The 17,648-nt window shown below is 58.9% G+C and carries 18 protein-coding genes; all 18 read right to left on the bottom strand.

All coding sequences use genetic code 11. The features are described 5' to 3' along the window. Positions 1 to 49 precede the first annotated feature (49 nt). Positions 50 to 1,087, bottom strand: coding sequence for a flavodoxin-dependent (E)-4-hydroxy-3-methylbut-2-enyl-diphosphate synthase (gene ispG, locus Q0K43_RS05990; RefSeq protein WP_297289655.1), 1,038 nt, complete (start codon positions 1,085 to 1,087; stop codon positions 50 to 52). A gap of 14 nt (positions 1,088 to 1,101) precedes the next feature. After that, positions 1,102 to 2,175, bottom strand: coding sequence for a M50 family metallopeptidase (locus tag Q0K43_RS05985; RefSeq protein WP_297289654.1), 1,074 nt, complete (start codon positions 2,173 to 2,175; stop codon positions 1,102 to 1,104). An 18-nt stretch (positions 2,176 to 2,193) separates the two neighbouring features. Further along, on the bottom strand, positions 2,194 to 3,333 hold the full coding sequence (locus Q0K43_RS05980) for a 1-deoxy-D-xylulose-5-phosphate reductoisomerase (protein WP_297289653.1): 1,140 nt from the start codon (positions 3,331 to 3,333) through the stop codon (positions 2,194 to 2,196). A 4-nt stretch (positions 3,334 to 3,337) separates the two neighbouring features. Then, the gene (locus tag Q0K43_RS05975) at positions 3,338 to 4,162 is read right to left on the bottom strand and encodes a phosphatidate cytidylyltransferase (protein WP_297289652.1); all 825 of its coding nucleotides are present in this window, start codon (positions 4,160 to 4,162) and stop codon (positions 3,338 to 3,340) included. Further along, a complete protein-coding gene (locus Q0K43_RS05970) occupies positions 4,163 to 4,906 on the bottom strand; it encodes an isoprenyl transferase (protein WP_297289651.1) in 744 nt (247 codons plus the stop codon). 70 nt (positions 4,907 to 4,976) lie between these two features. Then, positions 4,977 to 5,531, bottom strand: coding sequence for a ribosome recycling factor (gene frr, locus Q0K43_RS05965; RefSeq protein WP_297289650.1), 555 nt, complete (start codon positions 5,529 to 5,531; stop codon positions 4,977 to 4,979). Position 5,532: 1 nt separating this feature from the next. Next, positions 5,533 to 6,255 (bottom strand): UMP kinase, encoded by a 723-nt coding sequence (gene pyrH / locus Q0K43_RS05960; RefSeq protein WP_297289649.1) that lies wholly within the window; start codon positions 6,253 to 6,255, stop codon positions 5,533 to 5,535. A 175-nt stretch (positions 6,256 to 6,430) separates the two neighbouring features. Beyond that, a complete protein-coding gene (locus tag Q0K43_RS05955) occupies positions 6,431 to 8,305 on the bottom strand; it encodes a heavy metal translocating P-type ATPase (RefSeq protein WP_297289648.1) in 1,875 nt (624 codons plus the stop codon). A gap of 118 nt (positions 8,306 to 8,423) precedes the next feature. Continuing rightward, entirely contained in the window at positions 8,424 to 8,714 is a 291-nt protein-coding gene (locus Q0K43_RS05950; protein ID WP_297289647.1) for a thioredoxin family protein, read from the bottom strand. A gap of 13 nt (positions 8,715 to 8,727) precedes the next feature. Then, positions 8,728 to 9,741 carry a permease gene (locus Q0K43_RS05945; RefSeq protein ID WP_297289646.1) on the bottom strand — a complete coding sequence of 338 codons (1,014 nt, stop codon included), beginning with the start codon at positions 9,739 to 9,741 and terminating at the stop codon, positions 8,728 to 8,730. Positions 9,742 to 9,801: 60 nt separating this feature from the next. Further along, on the bottom strand, positions 9,802 to 10,077 hold the full coding sequence (locus Q0K43_RS05940) for an ArsR/SmtB family transcription factor (RefSeq protein WP_297289656.1): 276 nt from the start codon (positions 10,075 to 10,077) through the stop codon (positions 9,802 to 9,804). A gap of 130 nt (positions 10,078 to 10,207) precedes the next feature. Then, a complete protein-coding gene (locus Q0K43_RS05935; RefSeq protein WP_297289645.1) occupies positions 10,208 to 11,758 on the bottom strand; it encodes a phosphodiester glycosidase family protein in 1,551 nt (516 codons plus the stop codon). 146 nt (positions 11,759 to 11,904) lie between these two features. Further along, entirely contained in the window at positions 11,905 to 13,869 is a 1,965-nt protein-coding gene (locus Q0K43_RS05930) for a YgiQ family radical SAM protein (protein WP_297289644.1), read from the bottom strand. Positions 13,870 to 13,881: 12 nt separating this feature from the next. Beyond that, positions 13,882 to 15,042 (bottom strand): bifunctional histidine phosphatase family protein/GNAT family N-acetyltransferase, encoded by a 1,161-nt coding sequence (locus Q0K43_RS05925; RefSeq protein ID WP_297289643.1) that lies wholly within the window; start codon positions 15,040 to 15,042, stop codon positions 13,882 to 13,884. A gap of 36 nt (positions 15,043 to 15,078) precedes the next feature. Further along, positions 15,079 to 15,996 carry a dihydroorotate dehydrogenase gene (locus tag Q0K43_RS05920; protein ID WP_297289642.1) on the bottom strand — a complete coding sequence of 306 codons (918 nt, stop codon included), beginning with the start codon at positions 15,994 to 15,996 and terminating at the stop codon, positions 15,079 to 15,081. Continuing rightward, positions 15,989 to 16,768 (bottom strand): dihydroorotate dehydrogenase electron transfer subunit, encoded by a 780-nt coding sequence (locus tag Q0K43_RS05915; protein ID WP_297289641.1) that lies wholly within the window; start codon positions 16,766 to 16,768, stop codon positions 15,989 to 15,991. Before Q0K43_RS05915 ends, Q0K43_RS05920 begins: the two co-directional genes overlap by 8 nt. A gap of 19 nt (positions 16,769 to 16,787) precedes the next feature. Continuing rightward, the gene (locus tag Q0K43_RS05910) at positions 16,788 to 17,042 is read right to left on the bottom strand and encodes a hypothetical protein (RefSeq protein ID WP_297289640.1); all 255 of its coding nucleotides are present in this window, start codon (positions 17,040 to 17,042) and stop codon (positions 16,788 to 16,790) included. A gap of 12 nt (positions 17,043 to 17,054) precedes the next feature. After that, a partial coding sequence (gene pyrF, locus Q0K43_RS05905) for an orotidine-5'-phosphate decarboxylase (RefSeq protein ID WP_297289639.1) occupies positions 17,055 to 17,648 on the bottom strand: 594 nt, incomplete at its 5' end.

Below are 17,648 nucleotides of genomic sequence, written 5' to 3'. Positions count from 1 at the left end.
TTTTAAAAATGGGATCTTTTGTGCTTCAGGCATAGGACACGCTCCTGCTTTACAGTTGGTCGATCAGGGTAAACAGCTCGTCCACCAGCTGCTCCTGGGGGACTTTCTTCACAATCTCGCCCTTGCGGAACAGAAGCCCCTCTCCCTGCCCGCCGGCAATGCCCACGTCGGCGGCGGCGGCTTCGCCGGGGCCGTTGACCACGCACCCCATTACTGCCACGGTAATGGGCTTGTGTACTTTTTTAAGCCGCTCCTCCACCTGATGGGCCAGACCGATCAGGTCAATACGGGTGCGGCCGCAGGTGGGACAGGACACCAGATCCGGCTCGTTTTCCGCCATACCCAGGGCCTTCAGGATATCCCGGGCGGCGTATACCTCCTCCACCGGGTCGGCGGACAGGGATACCCGCAAGGTGTCACCGATGCCCAGAGCCAGCAGGCCCCCAATGCCGATGGCGGATTTGATGGTACCCATACGGGTGGTGCCTGTCTCTGTAACGCCGAGGTGTAAAGGGTATTCGCTTTTCTCACTCATCAGCCTATAGGCCGCCATCGTGGTGACTACCGATGAAGACTTGAGAGAGACACAGATATCATGGAAGTCGTACTGCTCCAGCAGAGCGATGTGGCCAAAGGCGGACTCCACCAGGGCCTCGGGAGTTACCCCGCCGTACTTGGCCAGCAGCGGCTTCTCCAGGGAGCCGCCGTTGACGCCGATTCGGATGGGAAGGCTTCTTGCTTTACAGGCTTCCGCCACTGCCTTCACCCGGTCCTCCCCGCCGATGTTACCGGGGTTGATGCGCACCGCGTCACAGCCCTCCTCCACGCAGGCCAGGGCCAGCTTATAGTCAAAGTGAATATCCACCACCAGCGGGATATGAATACGGGCTTTGATAGCCCCCACAGCCTTGGCCGCCGCCAGATCGGGTACCGCTACCCGGATGATCTGGCAGCCCGCCTCCTCCAGACGGAGGATCTGATTCACCGTGGCTGCCACGTCATCGGTACGGGTATTGGTCATGGATTGAATGGTGACCGGAGCGCCGCCGCCCACCGGGACGCCGCCCACAAGAATCTGTCTGGTCATTGGTATACCTCCCGCTAAAACAGCTTGATCACATCGTTGACCGCCACCACCACCATTAAAGCAATGAGGCAGAAAAAGCCCACGGCATTCACATAACCCAGATACTTTTCGTTCATTTTCTTTTTGGTAATCAGGCGATAAATACCGCCTACGAAGACAAAGAGGATCTGTCCGCCGTCCAGCGCCGGGATGGGCAGCAGGTTCATCACCGCCAGGTTGATGGCGATCAGGGCAATAAAGTCCAGAATGTTGATGAGCAGACCGAACATTCCTGCCGCCGCGGCGCCTGCCTGGCCCACGTCCCCCGCCACCGCCACAATGCCGATGACGCCGGACATGTCGTTCAGGCCCACCGCACCGGTAATCAGATCGCCCAGGCCCATCCATACCATGCGGACATAATCCACCGCCTGGTACCAGGTGTTCCGCAGCAGGGTCAGAGGGGTATCCTCCTGAAACTGGCCCATATAGATACCCCGCTTCATGACCTGATTGCCGTTTTCATCGGTAAGCTGCCGGTAGGGCAGGTCAATGGTGCCCAGATCCACCTTCTCGCCGTCCCGCAGCACCACCACGTCCACCTGCTCCCCCGCCCGCTCCAGGAAGATAAAGGCGTCGTTGTTGAAGTAAATGCGGTGTCCGTCGATGGAGTAGAACTGGTCCCCGGGCTGAAGGCCGGTCTGGACGATATCCTCCGCCCCCGCCATGAAGCCGGTGACTACCGGCATGGACGGGCTGCCCGCCAGGGCCATGATAACGAGGATCAACACCACACCGGTCAGAAAGTTCATGAACGCACCGGCCACCAGGATAATAAGCCGCTTCCAGCCGGCCTTGTTACCGAAGGCCCTGGGGTCATCGGAGGATTCGCCCTCCCCCTCCATTGCGCAGAATCCGCCAATGGGGAAGGCCCGCAAGCTGTATACCGTTTCGCCCTTCTCTTTTGACAGCAGTTTGGGACCCATACCGATGGCAAACTCGTTCACCTTCACCCCCATGAACTTGGCGGCAATGAAATGGCCAAATTCATGAATTGCGATCAGGAACCCAAAAAGCAGAATGGTCAACACAATGGAAAGTACGTTCATAGACACCTCAAACTCAGATTACTTGCCCGCAAGTTCACGGGCGGCGCTGTCAGCCTCCAACACATCCTCCAGCGTGGGAGACTGGATCACCGGCACCCCGGCTAAAGCCCGCTCCACCCGCTTGGCGATGTCTCCAAAAGAGATCTTTCCCGCCAGGAACAGCCCTACCGCCGCCTCATTGGCGCCGTTGAGAATGGCGGTGGCGGTGCCGCCGGTTTTAGCGGCCTCCAGGGCCAGAGACAGGCAGGGGAACGCCTCATAGTCCGGAGCGTGGAAGGTCAGCGGCGGACAGGTCAGCAGGTCCAGGGGCTTTGCCACCGCCTCAGTACGGGCCGGCCAGGTCAGGGCGTACTGGATGGGCAGGCGCATGTCGGGCACTCCCAGCTGGGCCAGCACCGCGTTATCACAGTATTCCACCAGGGAGTGGATAATGCTCTCTCTATGGATCACAATGGAGATTTTCTCCGGCGGCATCCGATAGAGCCGCATGGCCTCGATGAACTCCAGCCCCTTGTTCATCAGGGTAGCGGAGTCCACAGTGATCTTGGCCCCCATGGACCAGTTGGGATGGTTCAGAGCCTGCTCCACCGTGGCGGTGGCAATGGCCTCCTTCTCCCAGCCCCAGAAGGGGCCGCCGGAGGCAGTGAGGATAAGGCGGCGTACCTCTCCCCGATCCTTACTGCCCTGAAGACACTGGAAAATCGCGGAATGCTCCGAATCCACCGGCACGATCTCCGCGCCATATTGGTCCGCACACTCCATCACCAGTTCTCCGGCGCATACCAGGGTCTCCTTATTGGCCAGGGCAATACGCTTGCCCTGCCGGACAGCCGCCAGGGTGGGAACCAGCCCCACCATACCTACTACGGCAGTCAGGACGGTATCCGCCTCAGGCAGCGCGGCGGCTTCCACCAGCCCATCAGATCCGGAGGCTACCCGGATGTCAGTATCAGCCAGACAGGTCCGCAGGTCGGCGGCAGCAGCAGGGTCCATCATCACCGCCAGTCTGGGCCGGAACCGGCGGCATTGTTCCTCCATCCGCTTCACATCCCGGTTGGCGGTCAATGCGGCCACAGTCATGCCACAGGCGGCAATCACTTGCAGTGACTGCCGCCCGATGGAGCCGGTAGAACCCAGTAAAGAAATGCAGTTGCTCATGCGTTCAGCCTCCCACAGCGGGCAGGAATTGGATCAGCAGTTCGATCAGAGGGGCGCAGAAGATCATGCTGTCAAAGCGATCCAGTACGCCGCCGTGGCCGGGGAAAATATTCCCGAAATCCTTGATGCCGTATTCCCGCTTGATATAGGAAAAGGACAGGTCACCCAACTGGGAGACGATGCTGCCCAGAGCGCCGTAGATCACAAGGTACAGATAATTGACCTGCATGGAAAAGCCAAACTGAAGTACCACGCCGTAGATCACAGTACACACAATGGCGCCGGCAAAACCGCCTATGGCTCCCTCCACCGTTTTTTTGGGGGAGAGTTCAGGTGCCAGCTTGTGTTTGCCGAAGGCCATGCCTGCGAAGAGGGCGAAGGCATCGCTGAGGAAGGCCACCTCAAAGGGCAGCACAATGAGTGCCATCCAGTGTTCCATCAGCCGTATCCGCAGCAGTGAGGACAAAAAGAAGGGGATCAGCACGCTGAGGAAGAAGGCGCCACCCATCTTTTCCAGGGTAATGCGTTTATGGCTGGCAATGGCTTCTCCAAAGAGAAGAACCATATAGAGGAACAGCCCAGCCAGGGCAGGCGTCAGTTTTCCATTGTAATAGACCCAGAAAGGAATCAGACCGGCCAGGATGATAGAGTAGCCCGAAATCCTGGCATGCTTAAGAAACCCGGTGGACCACAGCACCTCATGCACCGCGATCATAGACAATCCGGCCACCAGAATGGGCAAAATGACCGGATAGACCGGCGAAACGCCGTACACCGCCACTGCCAGCAGCGGGATACAGACCACCGCCACCATGATTCGCTTGACCACTCAGACACCTCCATAGCGGCGGGAGCGGCTCTGATAGGCCGCCAGCGCCTTATGCAGCTCTTCCTTATTGAAATCGGGCCACAATACATCGGTATAATAGTATTCCGCATAGGCCGACTGCCACAGCAGGAAGTTAGAGATCCGAATCTCTCCGCTGGGGCGGATCACCAAATCGGGATCAGGCACCCCTGCGGAATAGAGGTAGCCGGAGAAGACCTCCTCTGTCAGCTGGGCAGGATCCTTCTTCCCCGCCGCACAGTCCGCTGCAAAGGCCTGGGCCGCCCGGACGATCTCGTCCCGACCGCCGTAGTTGAAGCACACATTGACCTGCATTCCTTCATAATGGGTGGAAATATCGTCGGTGCGTTGGGTCAGTTCCCGCAGCTCTGCCGGTAGGGCATCCAGGTTCCCAAAAAAGTGGAGCCGGATCTTGTCCCGTTCCATCTTCTCAATAGACTCCAGAAGATACTTCTTCAGTAATCCAATGATTGCGGAAACCTCCTCAAGTGGGCGCTTCCAATTTTCCGTGGAAAAGGCATACACCGTCAGATACTCCAGCCCGATCTTCTGGCAGTAAGTTGCGATGGTACGGAAGGTCTCCGCCCCAGCGGCGTGGCCAGCTGTACGGGGCAGCCCCCGGCGTCTGGCCCAGCGGCCGTTGCCGTCCATGATAATCGCCACGTGGCGGGGCAGGTTGTTGAAATCAACCTGCGCCTGCTCCGCCTTCGGTCTGAATATTGCCATTGTTCAACCCGCCTATACGACACCAGTGCGGGACACACTCCGTATCCCGCACCGCGTCTTTCTTTTGGTGTTATACCGCCATCAGTTCCGCTTCTTTCTTGGCGGTCAGTTCATCGATCTCCTTGCACCGCTTGTCGGTGAGATCCTGAAGTTCCTTCTCATAGTCTTTCCGGTCGTCCTCGGTCATCTCGCCCTTCTTCTCCTGGGCCTTGAACTTTTCCATTGCGTCCCGGCGGATGTTGCGGATAGCCACCTTGCCGTTTTCCCCATACTTCTTTACCTGCTTGGTCAGTTCCTTGCGGCGTTCCTCGGTAAGCTGAGGGAAGGACAGGCGGATCACCCGGCCGTCATTTTGAGGATTGATACCCAGATCGGAGGTCTGGATGGCCTTCTCAATAGCCTTCAACAGGGTACCGTCCCAGGGCTGGATCATCAGGGAACGAGGATCGGGAGAGGAGATGGCCGCCACCTGATTCAGGGGGGTAGGGGCACCGTAGTAGTCCACCGTGATCTTGTCCAGTACAGCAGCGTTGGCGCGGCCGGCCCGGACGCTGGCGAAATCACTCATGACTACGTCGATGGTCTTTTTCATCTTGGCGTCAAATTCCTTATTGAGTTCCTTCATTTCACGGTTCCTCCTTGACGATGGTTCCGATTTTTTCACCCATAACCACACGCAGAATATTTTCGGGGTCCTTGAGCGCAAACAGGATCACCGGGATCTTATTGTCCATGGACAGGGACGTGGCGGTGGAATCCATCACCTCCAGGTGCTGAGCCAGCACATCGTCATAGGTAATGGTGTCGTACTTCACCGCAGTGGGGTCCTTTCTGGGATCGGCGGAATAGACCCCGTCGATGTTCTTGGCCAGCAGGATGGCGTCGGCGTCGATCTCCGCCGCCCGCAATACCGCCGCCGTATCAGTAGAAAAGAAAGGATTGCCGGTACCGCAGCCAAAAATAACTACTCTCCCCTTCTCCATATGCCGGATGGCTTTGGAGCGGATGTAAGGCTCGGCAATGGAGCGCATCTCAATGGCGGTCTGTACCCGCACGTCCACGCCCTTCTGCTCCAGCACGTCGGCAACGGCCAAAGCGTTAATGGTAGTGGCCAGCATCCCCATGTGGTCGGCGCGGGTGCGCTCCATTCGGTCGCCGCCGTCCTTCACGCCCCGCCAGAAGTTGCCGCCGCCTACCACGATGCCCACCTGAACACCGGCCTTCACGCATTTTTTAATTACGTCGCACACGCTGCCGATGACATCAAAATCCAGTCCGCGGCTGGCCTCCCCGGCCAGAGCCTCCCCGCTGACCTTCAGAAGGATCCGCTTAAACTGCGGTTCGCTCATATGTTCAACCCCTTTTCGGAAAATCATGCTATCCTATTTTAATATAGTTTTCCATTTTTGCATAGAGGTTAGGCTAAAGTTTTTCAAATTATTCTTAATCTCTCCTTCTTATTCTGTAGAAAATGTCAAAAGTCCCGGATGCGGCCTTTCCAGGCCGCATCCGGGACTTATTTTGTCACGCTGCGCCCCGTCCTCTCCAACGCAGCAGAAGCGCGGAATTGACGATAACCACTACTGAGCCCGCGTTGTGAACCAGCGCGCCCACCACCGGATTTAAAATACCGGTGACAGCCAGGAGAATGGCCGCAAAATTCAGCGTCATGGAAAAGGTCAGATTACATTTGATGGTAAACAGCATTCGCCTGGCCAGCCGCAGCAGATGGGGCAATTCCCGAAGATCGTCCCCCACCAGGGCAATATCTGCGGCATCCACAGCAATATCGCTGCCTACGCCTCCCATAGCGATCCCAACCATTGCCCGCCGCAGGGCAGGTGCGTCATTGATCCCATCACCGATCATGCACACCGGATTTCCCTGGCTTTGGGTGCTGGCAACCCAGTTGAGTTTATCCTCGGGGCGGCATTCGGCTCTGACCTCCCGGATGCCCAATTGCCCGGCAATATGCGCAGCCGCACTGGAGTGGTCTCCCGTCAGCAGTATGGGCTGAACACCGGAGGCAAGTATCTCCCCAACGGTATCCGCCGCATCGGGCCGCAACGTGTCAGCCAGAGCCAGCATTCCTATCAGCCCGTCTTTCTCTGCGAGATAAATCAGGGTACACCCTTCTTTCTGCCGTGCGCCGGCAAAGGCCTCGGCCTCCGGCTGCAATGTGACGCCCAGTTGCTCCATCAGAGCAAGATTGCCCGCCCACATGGTTTTCCCTTCTATCTCCCCACGCAATCCAAGGCCAGGCAAAATTACTATCTCATGCCCCGACGGAATCGGACCGGTATGGCGGGCTTTGCCATCTGTTAGGATCGCTTTGCCCAATGGATGCTCCGACCATGCCTCCAACCCCATAGTATACGCCCAAACCTGGTCTTCCTGATACCCATTCTGCGGCAAAACGCCCGTCACCCGCAATCGGCCCAAAGTCAATGTACCCGTCTTGTCAAACGCCACACAGTGTACGCTCGCAAGCCGCTCCAGGGCATCCCCTTCCCGTACCAGAAATCCGTGTCGGGTGGCATTCCCGATGGCCGCCATGATAGCGGTGGGGGTAGCCAATACCAGTGCGCAAGGGCAGAATACCACCAGAATGGTCACCGCCCGGATCAGCTCTCCAGTGGCAAAGCCGGTGATGGCGGCTGCGGACAGGGCGGCGACTACGATCCAGGTGGCCCACCGGTCTGCCATCCCCACGATCTTGGCTTTGCCCGCATCCGCCGACTGGACCAGCCGCACCATGCGCTGGATGGAGCTGTCCTCTCCCACCCGGGTTGCCTCCATCGTAAAAGCTCCATACTGGTTTACCGTACCGCTGGACACCTGATCCCCCGGTGCCTTGTCCACCGGCAGCGACTCACCGGTCATCACCGCCTGATCCACCGACGTACGGCCCTCCCGCACGATACCATCCACCGGGATGGTCTCGCCGGGCAGCACCCGCAGCAGCTCACCTACGCGGATCTCCTCCGCCGGCACCACCGCTTCCCCGCGCTCCGTGACACGCCGAGCGGTGCGGGGCGTCAGCTTCACCAGCTTCTCGATGCCTGCCCTGGCCCGGGCCACCGTCAGATCCTCCAGCAAGGCCCCCAACTGCATAATGAAGGCCACCTCTCCGGCAGCAAAGTCCTCCCCAATGACCACTGAGGCCACCAGCGCGATGGAAACCAGCACATCCGCCTTGATGTCAAAGGCGGTGACCAGCCCAATAAACGCCTCCAAAAGAATGGGCAGGCCGCACAGCACAATGGCCACCCAGGCCGGATCAGCCAGCAGCCGCTCCCCCCACAAAATGCTCACCAACAGCGCCGCCCCTGACAGAACCAGCAAAATGATATCTTTCCGCACTCCGCCCCACTCCAGCAGGGCTTCCAGCTTCTTCACACCAGGCACCTCCTATACCCCCATAGGTATTTCGTTTTCATTATACCCATAGGGGTATAGGTTGTCAAGTAAGAAACAGGGCCTGCCCGCTGTAAACGGGCAGGCCCTGCTGCTGTTTTCACAGTCCTTTGGCTTGTTTGATCAGTTCCACAGCTTCGTTTTTGGTCAGCGTGCGGCCTGCGGACAGTACCTTACCGTCTACCACCAGCGCAGGGATCGTCATGACCCCATAGGCTGCGATCTGACTGAAATCGGTGACGTGGCCCACTTCCACATCCAGGCCCAGCTGAGCCAGGGCCTGCCGGGTGGTCTCCTCCAGGGCATTACATTTGGCGCACCCGGAGCCCAGTATCTTCACCGGCGCATCAGAATGCTCTTCCGTTCCTTTTTTCTTGCCAAACAGTCCCATATTGATTTCCTCCTTATAAAATCATAAATGCAATGGCATTGAACAGATACCCCACCATTATGATCCCCACCGTACAAACGGCAATGAAGGCCGCCAGCAATTTCGGCTTCACCGCCTTGCGCAGCATAATGAGGGAGGGCAGACTCAGCGTGGTAACCGCCATCATGAATGACAGGATGGTACCCAGCTGGGCGCCCTTGGAAAGCAGAGCCTCTGCAATGGGGATGGTGCCGAAGATATCAGCATACATCGGAACCCCTACCAGTGTGGCAAGCACCACGCCCAAAGGATTGCCGTCGCCCAAAATTCCCTCGATCCAACTTTCCGGCAGCCAATTGTGGATCAGCGCGCCAATGCCGACTCCTATCAGAACATAGGGAAAGACCTTGCGGAAGGTGGCAACCATCTGCCCTTTGGCATAGCCCAGTCTTTCCCGGCAGGTGGGGGCGTGATCCCCGGTATCCAGCACGGCGGCATGACGCACAAAGTCCTCCACATATCGTTCCATGCCCAGCTTTTCCAGCAGAGTCCCCCCCACTACTGCTATGACCAGGCCCACGACTACATAAATTGCCGCCACTTTCGCACCAAAGACACTCATCAGCAGCACCAGGCTGCCCAGATCAACCATTGGGGACGAGATCAAAAACGAAAAGGTCACACCAATGGGCAATCCCGCACTGGTAAAGCCCATAAATAGTGGAATGGAGGAACAGGAGCAAAAGGGCGTCACCGTCCCCAACAACGCGGACAGCATATTGGCCCAGATTCCGTGAAAACGGCCCAGAATGCGGCGGCTGCGCTCCGGCGGAAAGTAGCTTTGCACATATGAAATCAAAAAAATCAATGTGCAGAGTAAGATCGTGATTTTGATGACATCATAGAGAAAGAAGTGCAGGCTGCCGCCCCAGCGGGAGGCCAGGTCCAGCCCCAACGCCTGGAGCCCCTGTCCCACCAGCTGGTTCAGCCAGCTCATGCCAAGCACCTGCTCCTGAAAAAACTGCCACACGGCAGAAAGTACGTCCATAAAAATTCCCCTCATTCACATCAAAATTTTTTGATGTATTGTGTATGAAAAAGCGGCCTGCTACTGCGCCGGCGTGATCAGCTGCTCCAGCAGGCAGAGCGCGGAAGAACATCCCGTAGGACTGAGCCGATAATGGGTCCACTTCCCTTCCTGCCTGCTGTCCACCAGGCCGGACTGGCACAGGATCTTCATGTGATAGGATACCGCCGACTGTCCAAGATCCAACTGATCCATCAGCACACAGGCGCACTTCTCTCCGCTTCGCAGCAGTTCCAAAATGGCCAGCCGTTTGGGATCGCTCAGAGCTTTAAAGATCCGGGCGTTGCGTCGGTGCATCCCGTCCACATACCTCACCTCACATCAAATATTTTTGATGTGTTTATGGTAATTCATCTGATCTGTTTTGTCAAGCAGAAAAATCACCCGGCCCGCCATCGTGGCGGGTCGGGTGATTGGAGATGCGGTATTAGGACTCGGACACAAAGACCTGAAGTGTAGAGGTCAGGTTACGTCCGGGGGCGGCCAGGGTCTGGCCGTTGTAGTACATAGCGGCGGAGGCGCCGCCGTCCAGATTGATGGCATCCACACAGCCCAGGGCCAGCATGAGATCCCGCATCTGCTCGATGGTGGCGGCCTTCACATTGACCAGCAGCAGCTTGCCGTCCTCGGTGGTGCCCACGGCGGTGCGGGGGGTAACAGCGGTGGTAAAACGGGCCTCTTTGAAGCCGTCATCCAGGCCGGTATATTTGACACCGTCCTTCACCAGCCGGGGGGAACCGGACACAATGGTCTGCACGCCGGTCAGATCAAAGCCTTCCTCGTCGTCCTTATGCAGATAGGGGCGCAGGGCCACGGTGCGTCCCGCCTCAAACTGGTTGAAAAAGTCGTAGTTGGTCACGGTGTCGCTGGAGTAGAGTACATAGCCGTTGGCAGGGATGGACACCGTCTGGCCGGCGGATACCATCTGGAAGCTAGTAGTCACGTTGTTGACCACGGTCAGGGCGGACCCGGGATAGGTAACCTGGAAGGAGGTGCCCCGGGCGGGGGTGTAGAGTACCGCCTGGCCGCTGAACTGCTTGAGCATGTTGACCTCGTAGGCATCCCACCAGCGGTAGGCGCCGCCATCCACTGTTTCGATCCGCACAAAGACCGGGGGCCGGCCATAGCGCATCTCGTTGGAGTCGGTGATGCCCAGAGAGGACAGTCCGGAGCTGGCGTACATAAACTGGCCGTTTACCATCAGGTGGCCGATGGGGTCCTGGATGGTCTTTTGGCTCTCAAAGAAGTTGCCGTTGATGACCGCCACCGCCCCGGAGCTGGCGGTAATACTCTGAAAACTCTGGGGAGCGTTCAGCTTGCCGTTGGTCAGCACCGATTTGACGCTCACACGGGGGTCCTTCATGTTGACGGAGATCACGTTGGCGCTGACGGTGCCAGAGGCCAGGGTATAGCTCTTGGAGGTGAGTGTCACCGGCTCCTCTTTGGGGGTAGTCTTTTCCACCAGTTTCTGAACCTGGGGCAGACTGGTCAGATTGTTCTTGTCCAGCTCGCCATTGGCCACTACAACAATCTGGTTGGTACCCTCCCACTCCACGGTCAGGCCCAGATTTTCACTGACGAAGCGGATCGGTACGAAGGTGCGGTTGTTTTTGGCCCGCATGGGGACATCCATGGTCACCGGCTCCCCGTTGACCAGAGCAGTGGTGGAGTCCAGCTCCAGCTCCACCGAGGTGCCATTAAGGGAACAGCGCACGCCGTTGGTCTCCTGCACCCATTCCACGGTGCCACCGAAGGCCTCGATCATGCGCCGGATGGGCAGCATGGTGCGGCCGCTCTCGGCCATCAGCACCACCGCGCTGCTGGTCTCGTCGATCTGAGTCACGGTGTCGCCAATGACGCACCAGGGGCTGTTGTACCGCATGGTGACGACCAAATTAGGCTGGGCGGCGGAGGCGGCCGGGATCAGGCCCAGCATCAACACCAACGCGGCCATCAGGGATAATACGCGTTTTTTCACAGACATACAACCTCTCTTCTCTCCCCAAATGGGGTATTTGAGTGTAGTATACCAATTCCACATGAAAGCTTCAATGCCTTTCCCGCATAGTATTATGACTTTAATAAAAAACACCCGGCAGAGTCCGATACTCTGCCGGGTGTTAGTCATCCTCTCCCCTTGCGGGGCCGGGCATTCTTTTTGGGCTTGGCCACCGCCCAACCGGCCTTGCGGGCGGGCTTGGCCTGAGGCTTGGCGCCTTTCTGGGCCGCCGGTTTACTCCCCTTGCCGGTTCTGCCCCGGTTGGAGGTCTGCTTGTTCTCCTGAGGCTTGCCGTATCTCTCCGGCCGCAGCAGGCAGTCCTTGCCGAAGCCGATCAGGTCCTCCCGGTGGACCCGGTGGAGGGCCTCCCGCACCAACGCCCGTTTCTCCGGCCGTTTCCACTGCATCAGGGCCCGCTGCATGGCCTTCTCATGGGGGTCACGGGGCACATACACCGGCTGCATGGTCCGGGGATCAATGCCGGTATAGTACATGCAGGTGGACAGGGTGCCTGGGGTGGGATAGAAGTCCTGAACCTGCTCAGGCTGCCGCCCGGTGCGGTTGAGCCATTGGGCCAGCTCCACCGCGTCGTTCAGCGTACAGCCAGGGTGGGAGGACATGAGATAAGGCACCAGATACTGCTCCTTGCCGTACTTCTGGTTCAGGGACTCGTACTTCCGTTTGAATTTCTCGTACACCTCGATATGGGGCTTGCCCATATAGTCCAGCACCGAGTTGACGCAGTGTTCGGGAGCCACCTTCAGCTGACCGGACACATGGTACTTTACCAACTCCGCAAAGAATTCCCCGCTCTTGTCCTTGAGCATATAGTCAAACCGGATGCCAGAGCGGATGAACACCTTCTTTACTCCCGGCACCGCCCGGATCTTCCGCAGAAGCATCAGGTAGTCGGTGTGGTCGGCGTCCAGATTGGGACAGGCCTCAGGGGCCAGGCAGGCTTTACCCCGGCACAGCCCCGCCTTCATCTGCTTTTTGCAGGCGGGCCGCCGGAAGTTGGCGGTAGGCCCGCCCACGTCGTGGATATAGCCCTTGAAGCCGGGATGATGGGTCAACCCCTCCACCTCTCTCAGCACGCTCTCGTGGCTGCGGGAGGTAATGATCCGCCCCTGATGGAAGGCCAGAGAGCAGAAGTTGCAGGCCCCGAAGCACCCCCGGTTGTGGGCTACAGAGAAGCGTACCTCCTCAATGGCGGGTACGCCCCCCCTCTCGTCGTACATGGGGTGGGGTTCCCGGACATAGGGCAACTCGGCCACAAAGTCCAGTTCCTCCGTAGTGAGAGGCATGGCGGGAGGATTGACGATGAGCAGCCGCTCCCCATGCCGCTGGAGAATAGCCTTCCCACGCACCGGATCATGCTCCTCATACTGGATCTGGTTGGCCACGGCATACTGCCGTTTGTCGGCAGCCACCTGCTCATAAGAGGGACACTCCACCTTGGGATAGGCGCAGGCGGAGGGATCTTTTGCAATAAAGGCAGTTCCCTTTACATCAGTGATCTCTCCTACCGGGGTACCGGAGGCCAAACGGGCAGCGATCTCCCGGGTGGCAGTCTCCCCCATGCCGTACACCAGCAAGTCGGCCTGGCTGTCAAAGAGTACTGACCGGCGTACCTTGTCCTCCCAATAGTCATAGTGGGCAAAACGGCGGAGAGAGGCCTCCAACCCACCGATGATAATGGGAATATCCCCAAAGGCCTCCCGCACTTTATTGGCGTATACAATGGAAGCACGGTCGGGCCGCAGCCCCGCCTGATTGCCCGGGGAATAGGCGTCGTCATGCCGGCGTTTCCGGGCGGCGGTGTAATGGGCCACCATGGAGTCCAGGTTGCCGGCGGACAGCATCACCCCCAGCCTGGGCCGGCCCATAGCTGTAAAGGATCCTAGCTTGCGCCAGTCCGGCTGGGCGAGGATGGCCACCCGGTATCCCTCCGCCTCCAGCACACGGGAGATGATGGCGCAGCCGAAGGTAGGGTGATCCACATAGGCGTCGCCGGTGATGACTAGAAAGTCGTACCCGTCCCAACCACGCTTTTTCATATCCGCCTTAGAGACGGGTAAAAATCCATTCATATCGTTCCTCAGTCAGTCCTTGGACTCATAGCCAATGTATTTTTCCAGAATATCCAGCTTCACGCTGCCCTGCTCCTCCCCCACCTTTTCAAAGCCATACTTTTTGTAGAATCGCTGGGCCACCGCGTTCTCAGGCGCACAGCGCAGCCGCAGGCGGGTACGGCCCAGGGGACGGAACACCGACACCGCCTGGCCGATCAGCTGGACTCCCAGTCCCTTTTTCCGGTGCTGGGGTGTCATGTACACAAAGGGAATGTATCCCACACCCTGGTCGGCAAAGCGATTCAGATCCAACTGAAGCACGCCGGCCACCTGATCCCGCAGCATCGCTACTGTTAAGGCTTTCTCCTTGTCCTGTTTCCAGCACGCTGCGGCATCCCGACAGAAACCCGCCCCATCAAAGGGAACCCCACTGCCATGGATGTCCACCCAGGCATCGTGGCGTGCCTCCAAATATCGCTCCTCTTCCCGTTCCAGATTCAATGGGCGGAACCACATATTGGCATCAGCTAGACTGCCCTCCCTGGCTTTCCACCACTTCTGGCTGGCCAGGGTAGAAATCTCCTCAGGCAGATGGGAATTATCGTTTTCATAGATTATGTTGATTCGGTCGCCCTCCACCTCCAGGCAGGTGACGCCGGTATTGTCGCTGTGGCTCAGGCTGTCCAACTCGCCGGGACCCAGGCCCCGAATAGCACCCTGGAGACAGCGGATGGCTGAGCCGTGGGAGAACAGGGCCACCGTCTGACCGGGATGCTTGGCGGCAATGTCCAGCACCGCACCCTTCATCCGGGTCTGAACCTGGGCAAAGGTCTCGCTCCCCTCCACCTGGAAATCAGGCGCGGCATGGTTAAAGCGGATCAGCTGCATGGCGTCGTGCCGCTCAAGCTCCCCCCAGGGTCTGTCTTCCCAAATCCCTACGCCTACCTCCCGCAGAGCGGGGGTGGTGTGCAGTTCCAAACCGTGGCTGGGATAGATAGCCTTGGCGGTGGTCATAGTACGGAACAGATCGCTGGAGTATACCGCATCAATGTGTACGTCTGCAAACCGTCCCCGCAGCGCGGCAATCTGCCGATAGCCGTTGTCGGTAATCAGGCTGTTGTACCAACCGTGGACCCGGCGATACAGGTTGCCCTCCGCCTCCGCGTGGCGAATAATATATACCTTTGTCACAGTACCCACCCTCTTTGGCTCAGGATAAAAGAATCATTACCAGGGCAGCACGCTTCCTGTCAAGCCAGAAACCTTGTCAAGGCCCTGGGCAGCAGCAATTGCTGACAAGCCATCCCGCACCTTGATGGGAGCATAGGGATCAGCGAAGCAGGCGGTGCCCACCGCCACGGCGGAGGCGCCCGCCAGCATCAGCTGGGCCGCGTCCTCTCCCTTGGCCACGCCGCCCATGCCCAGGATGGGCAGGTCCACGGCACAGGCCACCTCCCACACCATCCGCACCGCCACCGGCAGCACGGCGGGGCCGGACAGGCCGCCGGTGTTCATCTTCAGAATGGGCCGGCGGGTGTTGATGTCGATCCGCATTCCCCGCAGGGTGTTGATGAGGGACAGGGCGTCGGCTCCGGCATCGGCCACCGCACGGGCGATCTCAGTAATGTCGGTTACGTTGGGGGACAGCTTCACCATCACGGGAACGGTGGAGTGACTCTTGGCCATCTTGGTGACCTCGGCAGCCAGCTCCGGTTTGGTTCCGTAGGCCAGTCCCCCCGCCTTCACGTTGGGACAGGAGATGTTGACCTCGATCATGTCCACCCCCGCCGCCGACAGCTTCTCGCACATAATACCGTACTCCTCGGGGGTATTGCCCGAGATATTGGCGATGATGGCCAGATCGTGCTTCTTCAGCTCGGGCAGCTCATGCTGGATAAAAGCGTCCACGCCGGGGTTTTGCAGGCCCACAGAGTTGAGGATGCCCATAGGGGTCTCGGCGATACGGGGGGGCGGATTGCCCTCTCTTCTGTGAAGTGTAAGGCCCTTACAGCAAATGCCGCCCAGTTCATTCAGGTTATAGAACTGGCCGTACTCCCGGCCGAAACCAAAGGTACCTGAGGCTACAACCACCGGGTTTTTCAGTTTGACGCCCACCAGATCGACAGACAGATCCACCTTAGACATTCCAGTCCACCTCCTTGGCGTCAAATACCGGGCCATCCTTGCAGACATGCTTCATGGTGCCGTCGGCCATCTGGACAGCACACCCCAGGCAGGCCCCCACGCCGCAGGCCATCCGCTCCTCCAGGGAGACCTGGCAGGGTACACCGTACCGGGCCGCCACCTTGGCCACGTTCTTCAGCATGGGCTTGGGGCCGCAGGCCAGAACAGCTGTAAAGTTTTTGTCCTGTTCAAGGATATCCTTCAACTGGGCGTCCACAAAGCCGTGGCGGCCCAGGGAACCGTCGTCGCTGCAGAGGTAAACCGCCTCGCAGTAATCCTGGTAATCCTCCTCCAGCATGGCCCGGTCGGCGGAGCGGAAGCCCAATACGGCGGTAGCGTTTTTGGCAGTAAAGGCAGCCTGGCCCAACAGCGGGGGCACGCCTATGCCGCCGCCCACCAGCAGCAGCCGGTCATTGGGGGCAACGGCGAAGCCGTTGCCCAGGGGACCCAGCACATTCACCTTGTCCCCCACCTGGCGTTCAGCCAGCCACTGAGTACCCTCGCCCCGCACCTCAAAGACAATGCGGGCGGTATCGTGGGGCTCTTCCTGCTGAACCATGCAAACCGAGATGGGCCGGCGGAGGAGCAGACCCTCCCCGCAGGCAATATGAAGGAACTGACCGGCCATCAGCCCGTGGCGGGTCACCATATCCCCCACCTCCAGGGTGAAGGAATAGGCATAGGCGTTCAGTTTGACCGCTTCCGCGATGGTACAGATCTGTTCAATGGGCATGGTATCCCTCATTTCCAACTTATTTGGCAGACTCGTCCCCGTGGACGGTCTCGGTCATGGTCTTGAGGTCCATGACGCTGCCGCACACCGGACAGATCCGGTTGCGGCGAGTCTCCCCGCAAGTGGGGCAACGGAAAGGTTCGGCTGCCACCAACCCGGCCGCGATCTGCTCCTGCAAAATCTGCTGCCAGTTCCATTCCCGGTGCTGGCCGATCTTCCACTTGCTGACCTCGTCCTCACGGACACCCTGTTTCTCTCTCTCTTGTTCTGTCATAGGCCGCTCCAATTACGCGATGGTGGTAAACCGGCAGATATCGTCCCGCATGGCAATAGCGGCATTGCGGGCGGCCTCCTGGTAGTCCATGCCGTCCTTGCCGGTCTTTTGCCAGGCACAGATGATGCCCCGGGAGGAGTTGACGATGGCGCCGCGGCCATCCTTTTGGAAGGCATACTGCACGTCCTCTGCGGTGCCGCCCTGGGCTCCGTAGCCGGGCACCAGCAGGAAGGTGTGAGGCATCCTGGCCCGGATCTGCTTGAGTTCGTCAGGATGGGTGGCGCCCGCCACGGCGCCTGCCATGGTATAGCCGTACTTGCCCTCGGTACCCGCGCCCCACTTCTCGATGAGGTCGGCCATCAGGCCGTACACCGTGTCGCCGTCGCCGGCGGCCACATTTTGCAGCTCACCGGAGCCGGGATTGGAGGTCTTGGCCAGGATAAAGGCGCACTTGTCCAGCTCCTTGCAGGTCTTGAGGAAGGGATTGACGCTATCAGCCCCCATGTAGCCGTTGAGGGTAACGCAGTCAGCGTCAAAGACGCTGAGCATCTGCTCCCCTACCTTGGTCTTGCCCAGCCAGCCATCGGAATAGGCCTCGGCGGTGGA

The sequence above is a fragment of the uncultured Flavonifractor sp. genome (assembly GCF_944383115.1).
Lineage (GTDB): Bacteria > Bacillota > Clostridia > Oscillospirales > Oscillospiraceae > Flavonifractor.
This window is presented reverse-complemented; position numbering and strand designations above follow the sequence as displayed.

What these genes read in the sequence shown, in the direction of transcription:
- Q0K43_RS05940 (WP_297289656.1), bottom strand. Translation starts at nt 10,077, where the DNA reads ATGCACCGACGCAACGCCCGGATCTTTAAAGCTCTGAGCGATCCCAAA.
- Q0K43_RS05910 (WP_297289640.1), bottom strand. Translation starts at nt 17,042, where the DNA reads ATGACAGAACAAGAGAGAGAGAAACAGGGTGTCCGTGAGGACGAGGTC.
- Q0K43_RS05930 (WP_297289644.1), bottom strand. Translation starts at nt 13,869, where the DNA reads ATGAATGGATTTTTACCCGTCTCTAAGGCGGATATGAAAAAGCGTGGT.
- Q0K43_RS05970 (WP_297289651.1), bottom strand. Translation starts at nt 4,906, where the DNA reads ATGGCAATATTCAGACCGAAGGCGGAGCAGGCGCAGGTTGATTTCAAC.
- frr (WP_297289650.1), bottom strand. Translation starts at nt 5,531, where the DNA reads ATGAAGGAACTCAATAAGGAATTTGACGCCAAGATGAAAAAGACCATC.
- ispG (WP_297289655.1), bottom strand. Translation starts at nt 1,087, where the DNA reads ATGACCAGACAGATTCTTGTGGGCGGCGTCCCGGTGGGCGGCGGCGCT.
- Q0K43_RS05985 (WP_297289654.1), bottom strand. Translation starts at nt 2,175, where the DNA reads ATGAACGTACTTTCCATTGTGTTGACCATTCTGCTTTTTGGGTTCCTG.
- Q0K43_RS05950 (WP_297289647.1), bottom strand. Translation starts at nt 8,714, where the DNA reads ATGGGACTGTTTGGCAAGAAAAAAGGAACGGAAGAGCATTCTGATGCG.
- Q0K43_RS05945 (WP_297289646.1), bottom strand. Translation starts at nt 9,741, where the DNA reads ATGGACGTACTTTCTGCCGTGTGGCAGTTTTTTCAGGAGCAGGTGCTT.
- Q0K43_RS05915 (WP_297289641.1), bottom strand. Translation starts at nt 16,768, where the DNA reads ATGCCCATTGAACAGATCTGTACCATCGCGGAAGCGGTCAAACTGAAC.
- Q0K43_RS05920 (WP_297289642.1), bottom strand. Translation starts at nt 15,996, where the DNA reads ATGTCTAAGGTGGATCTGTCTGTCGATCTGGTGGGCGTCAAACTGAAA.
- pyrH (WP_297289649.1), bottom strand. Translation starts at nt 6,255, where the DNA reads ATGAGCGAACCGCAGTTTAAGCGGATCCTTCTGAAGGTCAGCGGGGAG.
- Q0K43_RS05980 (WP_297289653.1), bottom strand. Translation starts at nt 3,333, where the DNA reads ATGAGCAACTGCATTTCTTTACTGGGTTCTACCGGCTCCATCGGGCGG.